Here is an 18995-nt window from a genome sequence, read left to right as displayed (position 1 = left end):
TGTACAAGACTTCAACTCCGTCTAACATCATGGCCGAAGGACCAAATACTACGAGCTAAAACCGAGGAATTCGTTATGAGTCGTTTGCTAAGCTGCGCAATGGTTAGCGCGATGCTGATGCCTGCTAGCCTTTTGGCACAGGAGATCACTCTGGTGGATGCCACCATCAACCACGCCACTAGCGCCACCGTTGTGCGTGCCCTGCCACAGGGCTTCCCCGCCGACCTCACCACGCCCATGGATTACGCGGGCGGGACGCTGCACCACAAGATCACCGTGTCCAACACGGCAGGTGGCATGACGGGCTATCAGCTATGTTTTGTGCAGGACGCGAACCGCGCATGCAGTGATTACTCGGCGCTTCTCTTCAATTCCAACGTGAGTGACACGGCGACTCAGGCTCTGGGCACGTTCACGGATATCGCGAATCTCGACCTCACCATGCCACTCACGGAGATGGAGGTTGTGCTCCTCGACATGGACGGGAACGCCATCGCTGATGCGGACGCGACCTACCTTCCAGTTGAGGCACGCTACGAGGCGATTCTGGTGGCAGCGGGCGAAACCTTTAGCGGCTTTCCAAGCGACCAACCCGCAAACGTGGCGACGCCTACGTTCTCACCGGCCGCCGGCACCTATACCAACTCCGTAAGCGTAAGCCTCAGCACCACCACCGCTGACGCCACCATCTACTACACGACCGACGGCTCGGCCCCGGACGACACGTCCACCGAGTACACGGGCAGTTTCACGATCACCGAGACCACCACTGTACGCGCTCGAGCCTACGCCGAAGGGCTGACGGCGAGCAGCGTGGCCAGCGCGACCTATACCATCGGCCAGGCGACCAGTGGACTCACAGGTAGATACTACAACGGCCGAAATTTCGGGTCGCTTCAGCATACCCGCGTGGACCCTACGATCGACTTCACGTGGGAGGGCGGTGAAAGCCCGGCGCCAGACGTCAACGCGACCTTCTCCGCGCTTTGGACAGGCACCGTGACGCCTCGTTACTCGGAACAATTCACGTTCCAGACCACCAGTGATGACGGTGTGCGCCTCTGGGTGGATGGGCAGCTCGTCATCGACAACTGGCAGGACCAGGGCCCTACTGCGCGCACTGGGAACATCACGCTTCAGGCGGACCAAGAGTACGAGATCTGGATGGAGTACTACAATGGCGGAGGCGCGGGCCGCATCGAGCTCGTCTGGTCGAGCGCCACGCAGCCCGAGGAAGTGATCCCTGAAACCGCGCTCAACCCCAACGCACCGGCGAATCCGGCCACGGCGAGCCTCCTGATGAGCGAGGATTTTGAGCGTGTGGCCGAGACCTCGTCTGAGCCCATCGTGCTCGAGGTGCGCCGCCGAGGCAATCTGGACTCTTCCGTGCGGATCGGCCTGACTTATTCGGGTTCCGCCGTTCTCGGTGAGGACTTCGAAGGGCCAGCCTCCGTGGATATCGCGGCGGGCGCACTCTCCGCGACCATCGAGCTCCAACCGATCATCGACGGTGTCGTCGAAGGTGAAGAGAATATCGTCATCGCCCTTGACGAAGGGCAAGGCTACACGGTCGGCTCACCAAACCAGCACGAGATCACCCTCCTCGACTTTGATATCAACACCTACACCATCGCAGGCACCATCAATTACGGTGGCTTTACCTCCGGCAAACTCTACGTGGAGGCCTTTACAGACGAGATGCAGGAGTTTGAGAAACGACGCATTACCATCAACGATCCGGGACCATTCGCAATTCTGGACGTTGAAGAGGGCGACTATAACGTGGTGGCCTTCATCGACACCAACGATAACGAGCGCCTTGATCCGGACGAGATCTGGACCATGACCGAAAACAAAGTCACGATCCCTCCCTCTGCCACCGATATCACGCTCACTCTGACGGATAATCCAGTGAATCCCGATGCCCCAGCGAATGTGAGTGGAGAAGGATCCACCTGTTCTTCCGCTTCTTCGGGGCCTGGCGGATTCCTATTGATCCTCTTTGGACTCGTTTACTTCTTGATCTTTCGACGGGAGTGTGCTTTCTTGCGCGCCCTTCCGAGAGCGCGTTAATGCGCCCGGTGGCAAAAGATTGATTTGAACACCGCATATGGCGGTAGAGAGGTAGAAGATGTCAAAGCGTACGTATCAACCAAGTAAGGTCAAGCGTCGTCGTACTCACGGATTTCGCGCACGCATGGCTGATGCCGGCGGCCGCAAGGTCCTCGCTCGTCGTCGTGCACGTGGCCGTAAGCGGCTTGCAGTGCAGCGTCACAAGAAATAATTTCTTCTCGAATCGCTGAGCCGCACGATGAACCAATCCGGCTCCAGCAACTCAGAGTCGTTTCCTAAAAGCGCACGATTGCTAAAGCGGGTCGATTTTCGACGCGTTGAACGCGGTGGTGCGCGTCGTGTTTCTGAGCACTTCGTAGTGATCGCACGTCAGAATTCCTTTGACTTTCCACGTTTGGGAACCACAGTTAGCCGCAAAGTTGGAAACGCTGTTGTACGCAATCGGTACAAACGGCGGATTCGTGAGATCTTCCGAAGGCATCGCGATGAGTTTCCAGCTGGTTTTGATTACGTGGTGATCGTGAGGCGTTCAGAAGAATCAGCCGAGCCACAATTCGACGCACTTCGCGACGAGTTGATCGGGCTCTTTAATGCTGCTGCACAAAAGGCCAGGGGGCCCCGTGTGTGAGCAACATGAAGATGCCCAGAAGGCGCAAGCCTGGGCTCAACAAAACCAGAAATTAGTGCCGATAGACCAGCTCGACGGCCCAAAGCCCGGCCCCATTTCAAAGGCCGGCATGCTCGCCGTTCGATTTTATCAACGTTTTATTTCTCCCATGCTTCCGCCCTCATGCCGATTCACGCCAAGTTGCTCTCAGTACACGCTGATCGCGATTCAGCGTTATGGGCTCTTGCGCGGATCGTGGATGGGCGCTAAGCGCATTGGGCGTTGCCACCCGTTGCATCCGGGCGGTTTCGACCCGGTGCCCTAGTTCAGGAGTTCGAGTGCGCAAAAGACAGCAACAACACCAACCAGAACCCAAGCGATTCCTGCTCGCCATGTTGATCAGCGGGACTTTGCTCTTCGGTTGGCAGTATTTCTTTATGCCCCCGATGCCCCCACCTCAAGAGGCGGACGGGCAAACCGCGGCACAGAAGGCGGACTCCGAAAAATCGGACCCCAAAGAACAAGAGGCCGCGCCCAAACCACTACCAGACGCGCCGAAACCCGCACAGAACATCGAGTTCAGGGCGGATAACCTGGTTCGCGATGATGTCACGCTCACCATGAGTAATCGTGGTGGTAAGATGCAGGGCGTCAAGATCCTCAAACCCGCTCAGTATCAGGATGCAGGCGACCTCCTTGGCGAGGCACCGCGCGAGACAACGAAGTTTCCGTTCGGTGTAAACTTTCTGAAGGACACGCTCGTTGTCCCGACAGATGCCCTTTGGGAGGTGGATGAGGCTGCCAGCACCAAGAAAGGCAATGATTACTCCGCGATTTCCTACAAGTACATAGACCCGGCTGGCCGGTTTCAGATCAACAAGACCTACAAGGTCGCTGAAAAGCCTTATCAGTTCGATGTCTCGGTGACCTACCGCAATATCTCTGGCGATCATTGGGCGAATCAACCCGTGTTCGATATCACGGGATACAAAGATCCTAACCTCGAGACCTCCTTCCTCGACCCGCGTCCAGACCTCGTAGAGGCGCTCTGCAAGACGCAGAACGAGATGGAGCGCGAGATGTACGGCTCGGTAGAGAGCCCGATTACGTATGGAGAAGCCGCCGATCCAGTCAAATGGGCGGGCATTGACCGCCGCTACTTCTTGTTCGCGGCGGTTCCGCTCGATGGTGCAGCGCGCTGCCAGCTCGAGCGCGTGGACGATAACTTCCTGCAGACTCGAATCATTCACGACGAGATTTCGTTGCGTTCAGGCGAGTCCAAAACCATTGAGTATGCCGTCTACGTGGGCCCGAAAGACCAGGATGTGTTGGATCAGGCGGGCCACGACCTGGTTGAGGCCATAGATTATGGCTTCTTCGCGTTCCTCGCCCGTCCAATGCGCTGGCTCCTCGTGTTGCTCTTCGGCTTCACGGGCAACTGGGGTATCGCCATTATCCTTCTGACAATTCTGGTGCGCCTTGCGATGTGGCCAATCAACCACAAAGTCTACGTCAACAGCGAGCGCATGAAGGATATTCAGCCTCAGATCAAGGTGATCCAAGAGAAGTACAAGAACGACCAACAGCGCCTCTCCGAAGAAACGATGAAGGTCTTTAAGGAAAATAATGTGAGCATGCTCGGCTGTGCGCCAATGTTCCTGCAGTTCCCGATTTTCCTCGCGCTCTACTTCATGATTCTGAACTCAGTGGAGCTCTACAAGGCCGATTTCTTCTTGTGGTACACAGACCTATCGGCCTCGGATCCCTACTTCGTCTTGCCGATCCTGATGGGGATTGTGATGTTCGCGCAACAATCCTTGATGACCGTGGAGGCTCCAAACCCTCAGATGAAAACGGTCATGAAGATAATGCCCATTGGTTTTACGGCATTTATGCTCTTTTTACCTTCCGGGGTTGTGTTGTATTACTTCGCAAGTATGCTCATCGGCATCCTTCAGCAAATCATGATTAAGAAACAGTTTCAGCGAAAACGCGAAGCCAAAGGATAGAGTCAAATGGCAGAAGAAAAAAAGACAACAGGTAAGGCTAAAGCCGCGACCAAGACCACGAAGACCGCCGCTAAGCCAGCCGCGTCTAAGACCACGAAGACCACAAAGTCTACGGCTTCCAAAGCGAAAACTACCAAAGCAGCCAAGGCTGACGAAAAGGTAGAGACCAAGCCAGCCGCGAAGACCACGAAGTCTACCGCCACGAAGTCGACCGCTACGAAGTCTACCGCCACCAAGGCGAAGACCACGCGTGCGACCAAAGCGACGGCTGATGCGCCAAAGGCTGCGGCGAAGACCACCGCTACCAAAGCCAAGCCGGCTGCTACCAAAGCGAAGACCACCACTACCAAAGCTAAGGCGACCAAAGCTGCTGCTGAGGAGACCGTTGAAGCCACCAAGCCAGCCGCCAAAGCCAAGGCAACTACCACCAAGGCAAAGCCAGCTGCTAAGTCCACGACTACCCGTTCAAGGACCACCAAAGCTGCAGCTTCGAAAACCGCCGAGAAGCCAGCCGCTAAGCCTGAGGCAGAAGCTAAAGAGACCAAGCCAAGGCGCACACGCAGCACCAAAACTACGGCCAAAGTTGAGAAGCCTGCTGAGGTTGCTGCTGAAGTGGTTGAGGCTCCAAAAGAGACCAAGCCTCGCAGAACGCGTTCTTCAAAGGCCAGCGCTGCCAAGACTCAAGACGCCCCAGAAGCTAAAGAGGCCAAAACTGAGAAGCCTCGCGAAGAGCGTCCACCGCGCCAAGAGCGTCCGAAAGTCGAGAAGCCAAAAGGCCCGACTCCGCAAGAGATCGCGGACAAGGGTAAGTCCTTGCTTGAAGGGCTCGCCGCGTCGTTGAATCTCGATGTGAAGGTCGGCGCTGAAGTTGACGGTAAGACCGTTTCTTTCGACCTTCAGGGCGAAGATGCTTCGGCACGTCTGCTCGGCAAAGGTGGTGCACCGCATCGCCTTGACGCTCTTCAGACCTGGGTCGCCGCTGGTGCGTTTGATTCGGAATCAACGTTCGGAATCGACCTCGTCGTGGACGTCAATGGATTCAAGCAGAACCGTACACAGGAGCTTGAGCGCGCGTCTAAGTCGTTCGCAAAGGCTGCAGAGCAGGTCAAACGGCCGTTCATCGTGGCAGGCCTGAACTCGTTTGAGCGTCGAATCATTCACCGCTCGCTCGAGACCTCGCCGGTAACCACTGAGAGCGAAGGGTACGGCATCTTCCGTAAACTTCGGATTCTTCCTCGATAAATGAAGCCCAAGTCCACCATCGCTGCGATCGCAACCGCTGCTGGTCGCGGCGGGGTGGGCATTGTGCGTGTCAGTGGCCCCGAGGCACCTCAGGTCTTGCAGGCTCTGGTGCCGGATTGGCCGCCCGAAACCCCGTCGCATCTGCTGCGGCTTTCAAAGATCGTTGACACCGCCGGGGAGCTTCTAGACCAGGGTCTAGTGGTCTTCATGCAGGACACCCGAAGCTATACCGGCGAGCCCACCGTGGAGTTTCAATGTCACGGCGGGCCAATGGTCTTGCAAAACGTGCTCGACGCCTGTCTTGACGCCGGGGCTCATATTGCGGGGCCCGGCGAATTCACTGAGCGCGCCTATCTAAACGGCAAGCTCGACCTGACCCAGGCCGAGGCTGTAGCCGACCTCATCAATGCGTCGAGTGAGGCAGCCCATAAGCTCGCCGTTGAACATCTAAACGGGGGGCTGGGAAAGACCATCGAGCGGTATCGTGAGCTCCTCTTTCAGGCTATTTTACTGGTTGAGTCGGCCATCGACTTCTCGCATGAGGAGCATGTCTATCAGATCGAGAAGGACGAAATCCTCAGGCGGATTGATGAAGTCGAGGTCGGCCTGAAGGTCTTGAGGGCTAAGTTCGATCAGGGAAGGAGGCAACGCGAAGGCGTGCGTGTTGTGATTTTGGGCGAGCCCAACGCGGGTAAGTCCACGCTCTTCAATCTTCTGCACGGCACAGAGCGCGCCATCGTGACACCAGTTGCGGGCACCACGCGAGACTACCTTGAAGAAGAGATTTTGCTGGATTCGGTGGCGCTGCGCCTGGTGGATACGGCTGGCCTTAGGCAAACCGAAGAGGTTGTGGAGGCCATAGGCATCGAGCGAAGTCGCGCTTTGAAAGACCAGGCTGACCTTATCATCTGGGTGATGGATCAGAGCCAGCCGCTCCTAGAGGAGTCCGAAGCACTCTTGGCTGAGCTGAAGCGCGATTTGAAGAGACGCCCCGTATTGCTGGTTAAGAATAAGGCGGATCTACCTGTGGCCGAGCACCCCGAGTGGTTAAGTGAGTTTGAGACCGTGTCCACGGTTTTGGGGCCCGAGGCGCCTGAAGCCGGTAATGGACAGGAAAAACTCCTCTCACGGCTCGCCCAGAAGGCTCAGGAGCTCGCCAGGGCCGAAGGAGTACTCATCAGTCGTGCGCGACACCTTCAGCACGTTCTGGAGGCGCTGAGCGCGTTGGGCAGGGTGCGGCAGTCTATGGATCTGGATATGGACTTCGAGATTTTGGCGCTGGATATTCGAGAGTCTCTTGACGCGCTTGGCGCTATCGTCGGCCGCGTCTCTACGGATGATATCTTGAACCGGATCTTTTCTGAGTTCTGTGTTGGAAAGTAGGGCTCAACTAATAGGCTCTCCATTTCTCATTCTTCTCCGAAGGACGAGTTTGCACGGTCTTGCTCCCACAGGTGTCTTCCACGTGTGAATACGGCGAACAACCTCGTAGACTCAAATCGAAGTTCGGGATTCCCAGGTACTCACCTTCATCTACCTGCTCTTCCCAGACGAGTTGAAGCTCCATAAACGCGAGTCTCGCGGCCTTTTCCGGGTCTTCTTGCCAAAGTTTTTCGTCAACCATCACGAACCTCCATGTCCCTATCTTGAACGAAGGTCGTGAACATCCGCCTAAGTGTGTGTGAATTCTGTGTGAATTTGCTTGCCAACTTCCAAAACAACGTGCTTAGTACGCGAAAATCCACACCAAAACGGAGACTTGATGAAGTTCGCAGCACTACTCATCGTTCTTGGTCTGATCGGAGCATGCTCCGACGACCCAGCAGTTCAGACCCCCAACACCAATAACAACGGGTGGGATCTCGGCGACGACATGGCCAATAGCACCGAAGATATGTCCACCGAGCCTGATATGCCCGAGCCCGACATGCCCGAGCCTGACATGGCTGAGCCCGACATGCCCGAGCCAGATATGGAGCCCGACATGGACCTTTGCGCATTGGTCGACTGCGCAGCACCAGAAAATGTCTGCGAAGAAGTCAGCTGCAACCCCGCTACAGGTCAATGCGAAGTTTCAACTCGGGAAGACGGCTCAACCTGTGACGACGAGGACGCATGCACCCAAGACGACCTGTGCACAGCGGGCGTCTGTGGCGGCACGGCACTCGACTGCTCAGGCACAGCAACCGGCGCCTGCGAGGTTCCTATCTGTGTCAACGGAGCGTGCGAAGTGGCGGCCGGTCCAGATGGAGAGACCTGCGACTTCCAGAGCTTCTGCGGTTGGGAGGATACCTGCTCCGCAGGTGCTTGCGCCGAAGGCTACGTAGGCGATTGCGGACTCTTGAACGTGTTCCAACGCGCGACCGCGAGCACCCTCTCCTCAAGGGGAAATGACGTTGCGGCATTCACTGACGAATGTCCACAAGGTCAAGTCCCTATGGGCTTCCGCGCTGCCTTTGCCACCAGCACCTTCTACGACGATAACTTGACTCGATTCGTTACGGTTTGCGGTGAGATTCAGGTCAATAGCGGCGTGGTTACCGTGGTGGAAGCCTCCGATCTGCCATCGCGAGGCGTGGCAAACTCAACCGCCGTGACAACTCGCCTTTGCCCAGCAGATCAGGTTGTCGTGGGAATCTCGGGCGGGATCGATGGTGGTCCGAACTCAAACTACGTCTCCGCCCTCACACCAAAATGTGCACCTCTTAGCATCACCGGAGATGCAGAAACTGGCTATGCCTTCAGCATCGGCACAGCCGCGGATGTGGCCGGCCTTATCGGCAGCGCAGGAACGGCCTTCGGGCCGCTCGACTGTCCGGCTGGTAGCGTGGCTCGCGGCACTTTTGGAACCTCGGGCGAAGTTCTTGATACGATTGGACTTCTTTGTGGCGAACTTTTCGCTACTCGCGTCACCACAGCTCCTACGAACGGGAACGCAAACACCGGAGGCGTTTCTACGCTCGACTGCCCAGCCGGACAGGTTCCATATTCTGTGACGGGTCGTGTCTCCGCTGGCTTCTGGAGTGGAATCTTGACTGAGTTCTCGGTGCAGTGCGCTCAGGTCGTTGCAACAGATGATGGCAACGGTGGTTGGACTGTCACACGAGTTGATGTCGGAGACACCCTTCCGGCTCAAGGTTCGCTCGGAAGCTGGAGTACCGCTGCTTCTAGTGAGACCAAGACGTGTCCTGATGACGAGTTCATGGTCGGACTCTCGGTCTATGCGCGCGATCGTGTCGATCAGGTCGAGATTGCCTGTGCACCACTTTCGGTGACCGGTAGTCCCTCAACTGGGTTTGACGTTTCGTATGGGGCTCCCTCCGCCCCAGATCCTCTTGGCACCAACACGTCAGGAACGTTCTCGGGACCGTATATGTGCCCTCAAGGTACAGCGGCCGGCGGCTTCTTCGCTCGTCACGGCGAGGTGCTAGACGCCCTTGCGCTCAGGTGTTCTGAGCCCTTGGTTCGATAGTTCCAAGTACTTCTCAAAGGCCGCGGTTTGATCCGCGATGTACTGTAGGTGTACGCGCGTCGCGGCCGATTGCTCCTCAAGTATGGCGTGGGCGATACCGAACACGAGTTCGTTTTGGGTGCGCCCCGCCTTGCGCGGCGGCAGAGCCACTAAGGGCTTGTCCACGCCCTTGAAAAGGCTCAACACGTAGTCGAAATCAACCGGCACGCCATGTGCGGAAAGCCCGATCAACGCCCTCAGCGCGCTCGTGGTGGACCACGCCATCGGGTTGTCCATACTCAGGGCTACATGCGGCTTGCCCTCAAGAATACGACCTACCCAACCTGCGAACCAGGACCTCGGTCCAAGGTCCACAAAGAGGCGCACACCCGACTCCCACGCTTCCAAAACTCGAGGCCGCATATCGTCGACCTCACTGAGGTCAAATCCCATATATCCACGTCCCTCGGCATGCGATGTGTGCAACGCGCTCGACCATCCGAGTTCAGCGGCGTGCATCCGCGCGGAGTTCAGAATCTCCACCAAAGCTCGGTCAAACGATGCCTCCGGCCCCACCACCACACACTCATGGTCGGTATGGATTTGAGCGATCTCCAGCAATGGCTCTTGACGAATGATCTCTCGAATCATGTCTAGAGGGCCGAGCACAAGCCAGGCCTGCCACTTGAGATTATTCGTCGCTTCGTCCACAAACCCACGCGCGGCCAGGCTTTCGCGCACGCTCGTAAATTCCCCGCCAAGCTCCTGAGTCAGCAAGGGGCTCGCTGCGAGTGTTGACGCCGCGCGCTCTTTGCCGATCCAAGCCTGGGAAACCGACTGTCCGATGAACACGTCCGGAATCACCCCGCAGCGTTTGAGAATTCGCTCATTCTCGGCCTGAATCCATGCGGTGCGCTGCACCACGCCGGGCTCGGGAGCGCGTTTTCGAAGGGCCACAAGCCCAGACCCCGCCCCGGGATAATGATTGAAGGGGCCGGGATACAAGAACGCAACTTGCCCTTCTAAAGGCTCGGCCGAATAGACAAATCGCTCGGAAAACGTCCTGTGGTTCTGAATCTCCTCAACCACCTCCCTCAGCGTTTGCTCACCGAGCCCCGAAACCGCCCTCAGGACCACTCGACCGCTAAGTCGCTCCACGGAGTCCGCCGAAGTCTCTACGATCTCTGGCCGGGTCAACCTCAGTGGTGCCGGTTCTTCCGAGGCTGCCACACTCACGTCTCCGGCTCGCACCCGCCGCGGCTCACCACCTAGCTCAATCGGCTGCAAATGGCTGGGAAGCCAGCCGTGCTTTGCTGCAAGGAATGCGAGAGCCAGGGAGAATGCCGGCAAGATCGCGTCTTCGAAATCCGGAAACACAACGGTCTCTCCATCGGGTTTGGCGATGAGTTCGGCGGGGCCTGGATCTTTTGAAAAAAGGAGGGCCACCCCGAGATCCTGCGTTGCCGAAAGCGCCCACACAGCGAGGCGCTCTCCGGGCTCTAGCTCGGATATTGCTGGCGCGCGCTTTGTCCATTCACATTGGCGGTCCCACGCCCCAAGTTCACCGAAAAGCGCGCTCTTGAGGGCGTCATCGCGTCCGGCTTCGGCGCTCAAATCTGCACGGACATAGCTCGCTTCCCCGAATTTCAAGGCCGAGGTGAGCCACGCCACAAAAACGTCTGAAGTCTGCTCAAAGTCGCCGCAAATCAGAGAAACACTGTGGATATACGTGCCCATCCGTTCCTCGGGTCAGGGTTTCGGGATCCTCAACGTGGAGCTGATCATGGCCGAGCCGCTGGCTGCGTACATCAAGACCAACGGATGGAACTCGAGGCCGAGAAAGGTATACTCGCCGCCCCAGAGCTCGGTGCCAGGTGTGGCGCCAAAAAACCAGATTCCGAGCACGATCACTAAGACCAACGAGGTGGGAATCGGGGTACCTTCAAAATGCGTGACTTTGCCTGAATCGTCCGCCATCTCTACAGCCGTGACGTTGAATCGGGCGAGGCGTGAGATGCCGCAACACACAAAGAACACTAGCACGACGACGTCCCAAAAGCCGCGCATACCCAGCGTAAACCCGAGCACTGCCGGCGCCACGCCGAACGAGACCACGTCCGAAAGGCTGTCTAAATCGGCGCCGATTCGAGACCACTTTTGCCGCTTGCGCGCCACCCAACCGTCCAACGCGTCGCAAACAAGGGCCGTCGGAAGGAGCACGAACGCCATCCAAAGCCATTTGGGGTCTCGCTCCTCGAGGTAGTTCAAGCAGAGGAAGATCGAGACCGTGCCACACGCCGCGTTCAACAAGGTCAGAACGTCGGCAAGCGCAAACTCCCTGAGCATGGAGAAATGTTGTTTCTTCATGAATGCTCTATCTCCTCAACTACCACTGTGTACGTCCCATATTCCTTGGGCACGCGAGTAATCACATGCACCAAACGCCGCTCGCCCTTGAGCAACGCGGGTGCGCCCTGATACGTCGGAAGGGCTGTGCGTTCATCAATGACACTACCATCCTTACGCGTCGAACTCACGCGCAGCTTGAGTAGTCCAAGGGCGCGGCCGGTATTTTCAACTTCCAGAGTCAGGTGTGCAAACCCATTCTGGCCGTCTCCGAACCAACGGACTTCGTGTTGTCGCTCGCTGATCCTGACGCGTTCGTGCGTGAGCACTGGCTTGGTCTGAGGCGGGTCCGCTGGCCCACTATCGCCCTTTAAAGTGGCACGCACCTTGGTTGCCCCCTCGGGGCAGGGCATTCGGATATCAATTGGCAGAGTATCGCCTTGAAGGAGCGGCGCTTGGCCGCGCTGTAACTCTTCTCGCTCCACGCTGAGTGAAGTTTCGCCGTCTAGGAACTCGGCTTCGAGCATCAAATCTTGCCACGCGCCTTGCCCGATATTTTTAGCGGCTGCCACCATATGCCATGAATTCGCCGAGGTCTTGACCACGTGTGAGGTTTCCACACGAATCTCAAAGCTCTCATGGCTCAAGGCGAGCGGAATTGGCGGCATGATGCGAGAATCTCCCGGTCGCCGGAAGATCCCAAAAATGGCCTCAAAAAACTTCTGTATCAGGCTAAACATAAGGCCGGAACTCTACCCGCGTCTCTGCCGCCTGTCTACGTGGGCTCTGCCTCTTGAGTTTTCAACCTAGTCGTCGCGATGGAGGCCACATGAACCCCAATCGCCAAAGTGAACAAGATAATCGTGGGTACCAAGATAGACGGCTTGGCGTGTTCAAAGACAGGGGAGCGGTCCATGAACATGCTCTGGAAAGTGGAACCTCTCAGAGACCAGTAGAACGCAGCCGCGTAAAGGGTCACCAAAATAGGCGCCGCAATCCCCGCGGTGGCGCCTGGAAAATATCTCAACCATTTTCCAAGTCCTCGCCCATATAAGAACCTGCCGAAGAGAAAGAGCAGCAAGTGTAAAAGGAGACCCACTCCGGGAAGATAAGATTGTGGGTGTATCCGGTAGTTGCTGTAGCTCTGGACCAGGGCTTCGAGCTCCGCGGGCGAGACGGCTGGCGGCAACTCACTCTCTCCCTCCATCACGGCATCGAGCTCGGCTTCAGCCTTGGCAGCGAGGGCATCTCGCTCTGCGGACGGTTCGAGTTCCTCAAGCCACTTAAGACCCTCTGTTGAACCCAAGGCACCAGCTAAGACTTCGGCCGGTATCGATTGGCGTTTACTCCCCTCTATCGCTGATTTTTCGAACTGAGCCCGTGCTCCGAGAGCCGCAATGGACAAGAGGATTAACACAACACCGTACGACTTCTTGTAGGGTCGACCACTCGCCCCGAATGCAAATCCGCTCAGGACGATTCCCCATAGGATTGCGATCCAGAGCATTAGGGAGACGTCGATCTTTAGGCCATTGTAAGAAGCTACATTCGCGTGCTTATCCGCCCGGGTTGCCCATTTCGTTGCCAGTTCATGTTCGCCCTTCTCTTCAAGCCAGTTCGAGAGCCTCTGGTAATCCGCTTTGTGCCCCATCCCGTTTGGTGCGAGCTTCCACAGGATGTCCGCTAGGCGGTCAACCTCAGCACCGTCGTCATTCTCGTGCGCGATTCGGATAGCCTTCGCCAGCTCTCGAACAAAACCGGAGACAAGGATGCCTTCGAGTTGCTCCGCCTTTAGCCCTTCCGCTTCGAGACGACTCAGCGCGCGTTCAACGGTCTCGTCAATTCGAGGGTCCCCTTTCAACGCGTATCTTCCAACCAGCTTGTAGTCATCGAACCAGCGATATGTGGTCTCGCTCTCAAGAGGATAGACAGCACTCTCCCACGCACCTCTTCCTACGTGTGGAGCACCAACCTTCACCCAAGGCCCAGGGTCTCCAAAGAGCCCCACACCAAGCTGAACTTCGGTCCCATCGTTGGCATGACGGACGTCCAAAATAGGTGATGGAAACGTCCAAGTCTCAGTCTCTACGCCCGATTTCTTGAGAGCGGAGTTCTCAAAACTCCAGCTCGGAGTCTCGGCAAAGCTTACGCCCTGAAACGCAAAAATGATCAGAAAGATTAACCATCGCATGCCCTGATGATGGGCTGACTCCGAACAAATGTCCACGTGGAATCTGTGGCTAGGAGGAGCAACCGAAACACGCTAAACTAAACTTAAGACAAATTCATTTGAGGTTATTATGCAGCGACTTCTTAAGGTATCGCCGCTACTCGCTCTCCTGTTTTGGACAGCTTGTGCGGACGAAGCAGGTTCGGTTTTTCCATCCGCAGACATGAATCAGGAGCCCGACCAGGCTCAAGATGTGGGCGCTGATGAAGGTGGGCAGACCGATATGAGCGCGCCCGATCAGGCTGAGCCCGATATGGAGGAGCCCGATATGGAGCCCGATGCGCAGACCGATATGGAGCCCGACTCCGAGCCGGATATGGTCACAGCAGTTTGCGGAAATGGCGTGGTTGAAGAAGGTGAGGATTGCGACGATGAATCCGAGGACTGTGTGGACTGCATGTTCCTCTGTGGCAATGGCGCCCTTGATGATGGCGAAACGTGTGACACCGGAATCACCGAGGGGCCCGGCGCGTGCCCGAGCGCGTGCGATGATGCTGATGCGTGTACTACAAATGTGCTGCAGGGAAGCGATTGCTCCGCCGAATGTGTCTTTGACGCAATAACGGCCTGTGCTGATGACGATGGCTGCTGTGCTCCTGGATGTAACGCCAACAATGACAACGATTGTGCTTCCGTTTGCGATAATGGTGTCGTGGAACCGGGAGAAACCTGCGACCAAAACTGCCCAAGCTGCGATGATGGAAACGCTTGTACCGCCGACCTCGCCACGGGTTCTGCCGCCACCTGTGATTTGACATGCTCGAACACTCCCATCACCTCTTGCGTGGATGACGACGGTTGTTGTCCTATGGGGTGCGACCAAACTACGGACAACGATTGCTCGGCGACTTGCGGAGACATGGTGGTTGATGCGAACGAAACCTGCGACGGAAACTGCCCGACCAACTGCGATGATGGTGACGTATGCACCAACAACACGCTCACCGGGTCGCCTGCCCAATGTAACGTGGTCTGTCAGGATACTCCGCTAGGCTGCGTAGCAAACACCACCGACGGCTGTTGTCCGGCCGGATGCAATGCCAACACGGACGGGGACTGCTCGTCCACGTGCGGAAATGGCATCGTAGAGCCAGGAGAGGACTGTGATGCCGGCCCCAACGGTTCCCCAACTTGCAGTACCTCGTGCACGAGCGCATCGGTGGCTTTCAGGCTGAATGACTTGAATATTCGAGACCCCCACATCTACGCGAACCTCCCGTTCCTTGGCTGCTCTGACATCACAGACTCCGTGCCGTTCAATTTGGCACCGTCCATCAACCAATTGCTGGAGGATACGATCGTTTGCGACGGAGACTGTGCCGATACAAGTGACGACGATGGTTTCCTCGACTTAAGCTTCGTTCTCGAGTTTGTTCCCTTCTCTCAAGTAAACGGCGCCAACGGCCAGATAACGGTCTTTGAGGCCGACTGCGCGGCACCGCTATCGTCTACCCAATGCTCGCCCACCTCCGGAGGCGTGGCGCAAGTTGGGACGTACGCCAACGCCAACACCACCTGCTTGGCGCCCCTGCCAAACACAACACGCCCATATTCTCCCGCCATCACGTCGGCTTCTGGGCCATGTTTCTCAAGCGACTCCGTTACACTCAACGTCACGGTTTCGGGCATCGTGATTCCGCTCCAAGACGTCAGGGTCGCGGCCACCTATTCGGGCAATCCAGCGAACAACATGACCAATGGGCTCCTGCGTGGATTCCTCTCGGAGGCCGATGCCAACAGCGTCATCATTCCGGCTACAATAGACGTGGTAGGCGGGGAGCCACTCTCCAGTCTCCTTCCCGGTGGTACCGGCAACTGCGCCTCTCATAGTGACAAAGACGTTGGGCCAGGTGGACAAGTTGGATGGTGGTTCTACTTCAATTTCCCGGCTGCACGCGTCCCGTGGACGCCCTAGTGCCGACTTATTGGACCAGACTTGGTAATTTGCTATTCTTAAGGTCAAGTTGACGGTCTTCTTAAAGGAGGAGAAATGTCCAACTCTGAAGGAATTCAAGCCGTACCGAGCCTCTTTGCGTTCTTCTACGAAGAAGTCTCGCAAGCACTGCGCATCACCGGATGCGAAACCACCCAGGAAACAGAACACTATATCGTGAACCTGCTCGATGGCTTCGTACGCCTGAGCGAGGACCATATCGACGAAGTTGGATTTGACCGCCCGGCGGCAAAACTCCTCGAAGAAGCCATGAACGCCGAAGGCGCCCGACGAATCGAGGTCTACAGGCGACTCGGAGACACAAGCCTCTACAGCTGCGGGTTCTTTGAGCAGAAACTCTCGCGCTCCGCTGTCGGAACTCGCTACTACTCCGAGGTTGGGCGCACCGCGTACCGCTCCCTGAGTGAGATGATCAGCTTTAGAGAGCCGGGAAGCGTCTTCAAAGTGGTCTACGATGAGCTCTACCAGAAGTTCGACGACGTGGTCTCGGCGCTCCGCCTCGTAGGCATAGGAAAACGCTCAGACAGCCTCGTAGACAAATGGGCGAGCGGCGAGCTCGACGACCAGTCCATGATGCGCGCGGGTTTCTGGGTCAACGAGCCCGGCCAAGCCTGACCTTACGGAAGGCGACGGTTCAGCATATCAGCCAGCATGCCTGTAATCAGGATTTGCACACCGGTCACAAAAAGGAGCACGGTCGTCGTATCCCAAAGCTGCCCGAGCCACAGATACGTGCCCAATCCCACCAATATCGAAAGCCCCACGAAAGCGACCGACAATGGCAAGAATATGCGCAAGGGGTCGAAATACATGATCGTTCGGATGATCAACTTCGTGAAATTCAGGGTGTCGTAAATCGGTCGGATCTTCGATTTACCCTCACGCTTATTGTAGTTGATGGGCGTGTACTTGACCCGAAATCCCGCCGAGAACATGGCGAGCGTAATGGTCGTGGTGAACGAAAACCCGTTTGGGAGAATATTGTAAAACTCGCGCACAACGTCGCGCCGCATCAGCCTGAAACCGCTATTGAGGTCAGGGATGGTCTGCTGGCTTAGAATCTCAGCGAGCTTACGAAGGGCCCATTTCGGCGGCCTCCTGATAAGCGGGATATGCGTCTTCTCACCGATACGCGCGCCAACGATCATGTCGAAACTATCGCGGTCTTCGAGGACCTCGGGGATATGCACGTTTGGATAGGTCCCATCCGCATCCGTGATCAAAATCCAAGTATAGCGCGCATTCTCAATTCCAGTCTTGAGCGCTGCCCCATATCCTCTATTTCTGGGATGGTTCACCAGCCTAAGGACGTCATCCAGATAAGGCTCGATGGCCTCAGCCGTTTTATCTGTAGAACCGTCGTTAACGATCACGACCTCGAGCGGAATATCGAGCTCGAGTTTGAGCAACTCTTCCTTGAGTTCGCTCAGCGTCGGGGCGATTCCGTTCTCCTCATTATAGGCGGGGATAACGATCGAGAGCCCTTCGGTGACCTCATGGTCGTGAAGGGTGTGAAGCGCATCTGGACGCTTCAAAGTAGGGGTAGCAACACTCATTTGGGAAATCCTGCGAAATTCTAGACCAACAATAGATTTGCCCGCGCCTTCTATCACAACTTTCGATCAGGATGAACGACTTCTTTATGGCTACTTCAAACACGCGTTATAAGGGTCGGAGATAATCGTGAACCCTTCCAGGCACTGGTAGCCTTCATTTTGTCTGCATTCCGAGTTGAAGGTACACTCTTCTACGCAGAATCCGTCCTGCGAGAACTCGGTGTAACAACGATTTCCGCTAGGACATGAGTCGCCCAAAAAGATAATCGAAGTACATTCCAATGAGCAATATCCACCTGGCCAAGATGTTCCGCGCAGACACAATGCGTCATCCCCTCCGCTACACTGATACACGCCGGTGCACGACGAGCCGATGGCTCTAGAGCCCGCGCCGTAAGGGGCGCATTCGCGCGAATTGTCTTGCGACGCGTCGTCGTTATGACACGAGTAATTTGTTCGGCAGTCTGAGTTGTTCGTGCAGTTCTTCAGACAGACGCCAAGACCGTTTTGGTCCTTGTAGCCACAATGCGATCCCGATGGACAATCGTTGTCAAACTGGCAGTTGGCGCTGCAGTAGCCCTGGTGGAAGTCTGGGTCCGTGATGCAATTCGGGGTGTTGCCGCTGCATTGCGAGTGCGAGGTACAGGCCGACCCTACAGGAAAGCCCGTACCAGTCGCCACACAAGTATTGTTGGTGCATGCTTCGCCGGCCCCACAGCCGCCACAGTTCACAGTCCCTCCGCAGCCATTGTCGATGGTTCCACATTGGTTTGCCGTGCAGGTGCGTGGAGTGCATGAACAATCATTATCGTTCGCGAATGTGCAGCCAGCCGGGCAGCATCCGTCGCCTGATGAACACTGGGTGATCTGGGTCTCTGTGCAGATTGCGGTGCAGGATGCGGCACTGCCAGCAAGGCTCGCGGTGGCACATGTCGACGACGGGGTACACTGGCTTGGGCAATTCCCATCGCATGTTTCGCCCGCATCAACCACGCCATTTCCGCATGTTGGTGAACAATCGTTATCCGTCTCGAAGGTGCACCCCGCTGCACAACATCCGTCACCGCTAGCGCACTGCGCGATGATAGTTGCCACACATTGTGCGGTGCAGGCCTCGGCGCTTCCTCGAAGCTCGAGTTGAAGGCACGCGTCCTGTGTTTGACAGCTGCTCGGGCACACTCCAGCACCGGATTGAATGGCCGGATCACAAGCCTCGCCCTCATCCAAAACACCGTTTCCGCAAAACTCAGGGTCGGGATTGTTCAACGTGAGATTGTTGGATGTGTTCGTCTGCGTGTTGTTGGAGTTATTGAGCGCATTATTTGACGCGCGGTTATTGGAATCTGGGTTGTTTGTCGCTGTGGTGTTGTTGAATCCACTCGGTGTGGAGTTCTTCTTGACCACGTCATCGGCACACGAAATCACGAACACAGATGCTATCAAGACCAAAAATGGATGTACTCTCACCACGACCTCAACACGATTGATTTGCTGAACTTTTTCACACGCCTTCCTAGTCAAAGACAA

The 18995-nt window shown here is 56.5% G+C and carries 17 protein-coding genes; 10 read left to right on the top strand and 7 right to left on the bottom strand.

Annotated features, from left to right (window positions below; all coding sequences use genetic code 11):
• Positions 1–75: 75 nt before the first annotated feature.
• From FRD01_RS12170 to mnmE, 7 genes are all read left to right on the top strand, one after another.
• On the top strand, positions 76–2073 hold the full coding sequence (locus tag FRD01_RS12170) for a PA14 domain-containing protein (RefSeq protein WP_146959997.1): 1998 nt from the start codon (positions 76–78) through the stop codon (positions 2071–2073).
• Between the two features lie 58 nt (positions 2074–2131).
• Positions 2132–2284, top strand: a complete 153-nt coding sequence (gene rpmH / locus FRD01_RS12165; protein ID WP_146959995.1) for a 50S ribosomal protein L34 — start codon at positions 2132–2134, stop codon at positions 2282–2284.
• Positions 2285–2311: 27 nt separating this feature from the next.
• Positions 2312–2701: a ribonuclease P protein component gene (gene rnpA / locus FRD01_RS12160; protein WP_146959994.1), complete on the top strand. Its 390-nt coding sequence runs from the start codon at positions 2312–2314 to the stop codon at positions 2699–2701.
• 109 nt (positions 2702–2810) lie between these two features.
• Complete coding sequence (gene yidD / locus FRD01_RS24335) at positions 2811–3005, top strand: membrane protein insertion efficiency factor YidD (protein ID WP_249756214.1); 195 nt, start codon at positions 2811–2813, stop codon at positions 3003–3005.
• Between the two features lie 13 nt (positions 3006–3018).
• Complete coding sequence (gene yidC / locus FRD01_RS12150) at positions 3019–4689, top strand: membrane protein insertase YidC (protein WP_249755575.1); 1671 nt, start codon at positions 3019–3021, stop codon at positions 4687–4689.
• A 6-nt stretch (positions 4690–4695) separates the two neighbouring features.
• Positions 4696–5931 (top strand): Jag family protein, encoded by a 1236-nt coding sequence (locus tag FRD01_RS12145; protein WP_146959988.1) that lies wholly within the window; start codon positions 4696–4698, stop codon positions 5929–5931.
• Positions 5932–7314 (top strand): tRNA uridine-5-carboxymethylaminomethyl(34) synthesis GTPase MnmE, encoded by a 1383-nt coding sequence (gene mnmE, locus FRD01_RS12140; protein WP_146959987.1) that lies wholly within the window; start codon positions 5932–5934, stop codon positions 7312–7314.
• A 7-nt stretch (positions 7315–7321) separates the two neighbouring features.
• Here the strand turns inward: mnmE and FRD01_RS12135 are convergent, their stop codons facing one another.
• Complete coding sequence (locus FRD01_RS12135) at positions 7322–7555, bottom strand: hypothetical protein (RefSeq protein WP_146959985.1); 234 nt, start codon at positions 7553–7555, stop codon at positions 7322–7324.
• Positions 7556–7693: 138 nt separating this feature from the next.
• Here FRD01_RS12135 and FRD01_RS12125 point away from each other — a divergent pair, with 138 nt between their 5' ends.
• A complete protein-coding gene (locus tag FRD01_RS12125) occupies positions 7694–9403 on the top strand; it encodes a hypothetical protein (protein ID WP_249755574.1) in 1710 nt (569 codons plus the stop codon).
• On the opposite strand, the gene FRD01_RS12120 is transcribed toward FRD01_RS12125, so the two are convergent.
• The 4 genes from FRD01_RS12120 to FRD01_RS12105 are packed head-to-tail and all read right to left on the bottom strand — an operon-like array spanning position 9359 to position 13919.
• Positions 9359–11119 (bottom strand): hypothetical protein, encoded by a 1761-nt coding sequence (locus FRD01_RS12120; protein ID WP_146959982.1) that lies wholly within the window; start codon positions 11117–11119, stop codon positions 9359–9361. The genes FRD01_RS12125 and FRD01_RS12120 overlap by 45 nt on opposite strands.
• A gap of 12 nt (positions 11120–11131) precedes the next feature.
• Positions 11132–11749 carry a CDP-diacylglycerol--serine O-phosphatidyltransferase gene (gene pssA, locus FRD01_RS12115; RefSeq protein ID WP_146959980.1) on the bottom strand — a complete coding sequence of 206 codons (618 nt, stop codon included), beginning with the start codon at positions 11747–11749 and terminating at the stop codon, positions 11132–11134.
• Positions 11746–12468: a hypothetical protein gene (locus FRD01_RS12110; RefSeq protein ID WP_146959978.1), complete on the bottom strand. Its 723-nt coding sequence runs from the start codon at positions 12466–12468 to the stop codon at positions 11746–11748. Before FRD01_RS12110 ends, pssA begins: the two co-directional genes overlap by 4 nt.
• A gap of 35 nt (positions 12469–12503) precedes the next feature.
• Positions 12504–13919: a hypothetical protein gene (locus FRD01_RS12105; protein WP_146959977.1), complete on the bottom strand. Its 1416-nt coding sequence runs from the start codon at positions 13917–13919 to the stop codon at positions 12504–12506.
• A gap of 109 nt (positions 13920–14028) precedes the next feature.
• On the opposite strand from FRD01_RS12105, the gene FRD01_RS12100 reads away from it, so the two are divergent.
• Together FRD01_RS12100 and FRD01_RS12095 are read left to right on the top strand one after the other, a co-directional pair.
• Positions 14029–15873, top strand: a complete 1845-nt coding sequence (locus FRD01_RS12100; protein WP_146959975.1) for a hypothetical protein — start codon at positions 14029–14031, stop codon at positions 15871–15873.
• 75 nt (positions 15874–15948) lie between these two features.
• On the top strand, positions 15949–16527 hold the full coding sequence (locus tag FRD01_RS12095) for a hypothetical protein (RefSeq protein WP_146959973.1): 579 nt from the start codon (positions 15949–15951) through the stop codon (positions 16525–16527).
• Between the two features lie 2 nt (positions 16528–16529).
• On the opposite strand, the gene FRD01_RS12090 is transcribed toward FRD01_RS12095, so the two are convergent.
• Both FRD01_RS12090 and FRD01_RS12085 read right to left on the bottom strand, forming a co-directional pair.
• The gene (locus tag FRD01_RS12090) at positions 16530–17468 is read right to left on the bottom strand and encodes a glycosyltransferase family 2 protein (protein ID WP_146959971.1); all 939 of its coding nucleotides are present in this window, start codon (positions 17466–17468) and stop codon (positions 16530–16532) included.
• A 90-nt stretch (positions 17469–17558) separates the two neighbouring features.
• Positions 17559–18935, bottom strand: coding sequence for a hypothetical protein (locus FRD01_RS12085; RefSeq protein WP_146959970.1), 1377 nt, complete (start codon positions 18933–18935; stop codon positions 17559–17561).
• Positions 18936–18995: the final 60 nt, after the last annotated feature.

This window comes from Microvenator marinus, from assembly GCF_007993755.1.
GTDB classification, from domain to species: domain Bacteria; phylum Myxococcota_A; class Bradymonadia; order Bradymonadales; family Bradymonadaceae; genus Allomicrovenator; species Allomicrovenator marinus.
This window is presented reverse-complemented; position numbering and strand designations above follow the sequence as displayed.

What these genes read in the sequence shown, in the direction of transcription:
- FRD01_RS12135 (WP_146959985.1), bottom strand. Translation starts at nt 7,555, where the DNA reads ATGGTTGACGAAAAACTTTGGCAAGAAGACCCGGAAAAGGCCGCGAGA.
- FRD01_RS12100 (WP_146959975.1), top strand. Translation starts at nt 14,029, where the DNA reads ATGCAGCGACTTCTTAAGGTATCGCCGCTACTCGCTCTCCTGTTTTGG.
- FRD01_RS12095 (WP_146959973.1), top strand. Translation starts at nt 15,949, where the DNA reads ATGTCCAACTCTGAAGGAATTCAAGCCGTACCGAGCCTCTTTGCGTTC.
- FRD01_RS12110 (WP_146959978.1), bottom strand. Translation starts at nt 12,468, where the DNA reads ATGTTTAGCCTGATACAGAAGTTTTTTGAGGCCATTTTTGGGATCTTC.
- rpmH (WP_146959995.1), top strand. Translation starts at nt 2,132, where the DNA reads ATGTCAAAGCGTACGTATCAACCAAGTAAGGTCAAGCGTCGTCGTACT.
- FRD01_RS12120 (WP_146959982.1), bottom strand. Translation starts at nt 11,119, where the DNA reads ATGGGCACGTATATCCACAGTGTTTCTCTGATTTGCGGCGACTTTGAG.
- pssA (WP_146959980.1), bottom strand. Translation starts at nt 11,749, where the DNA reads ATGAAGAAACAACATTTCTCCATGCTCAGGGAGTTTGCGCTTGCCGAC.
- yidD (WP_249756214.1), top strand. Translation starts at nt 2,811, where the DNA reads ATGCTCGCCGTTCGATTTTATCAACGTTTTATTTCTCCCATGCTTCCG.
- FRD01_RS12145 (WP_146959988.1), top strand. Translation starts at nt 4,696, where the DNA reads ATGGCAGAAGAAAAAAAGACAACAGGTAAGGCTAAAGCCGCGACCAAG.
- FRD01_RS12090 (WP_146959971.1), bottom strand. Translation starts at nt 17,468, where the DNA reads ATGAGTGTTGCTACCCCTACTTTGAAGCGTCCAGATGCGCTTCACACC.
- FRD01_RS12125 (WP_249755574.1), top strand. Translation starts at nt 7,694, where the DNA reads ATGAAGTTCGCAGCACTACTCATCGTTCTTGGTCTGATCGGAGCATGC.
- mnmE (WP_146959987.1), top strand. Translation starts at nt 5,932, where the DNA reads ATGAAGCCCAAGTCCACCATCGCTGCGATCGCAACCGCTGCTGGTCGC.
- FRD01_RS12105 (WP_146959977.1), bottom strand. Translation starts at nt 13,919, where the DNA reads ATGCGATGGTTAATCTTTCTGATCATTTTTGCGTTTCAGGGCGTAAGC.
- rnpA (WP_146959994.1), top strand. Translation starts at nt 2,312, where the DNA reads ATGAACCAATCCGGCTCCAGCAACTCAGAGTCGTTTCCTAAAAGCGCA.
- FRD01_RS12170 (WP_146959997.1), top strand. Translation starts at nt 76, where the DNA reads ATGAGTCGTTTGCTAAGCTGCGCAATGGTTAGCGCGATGCTGATGCCT.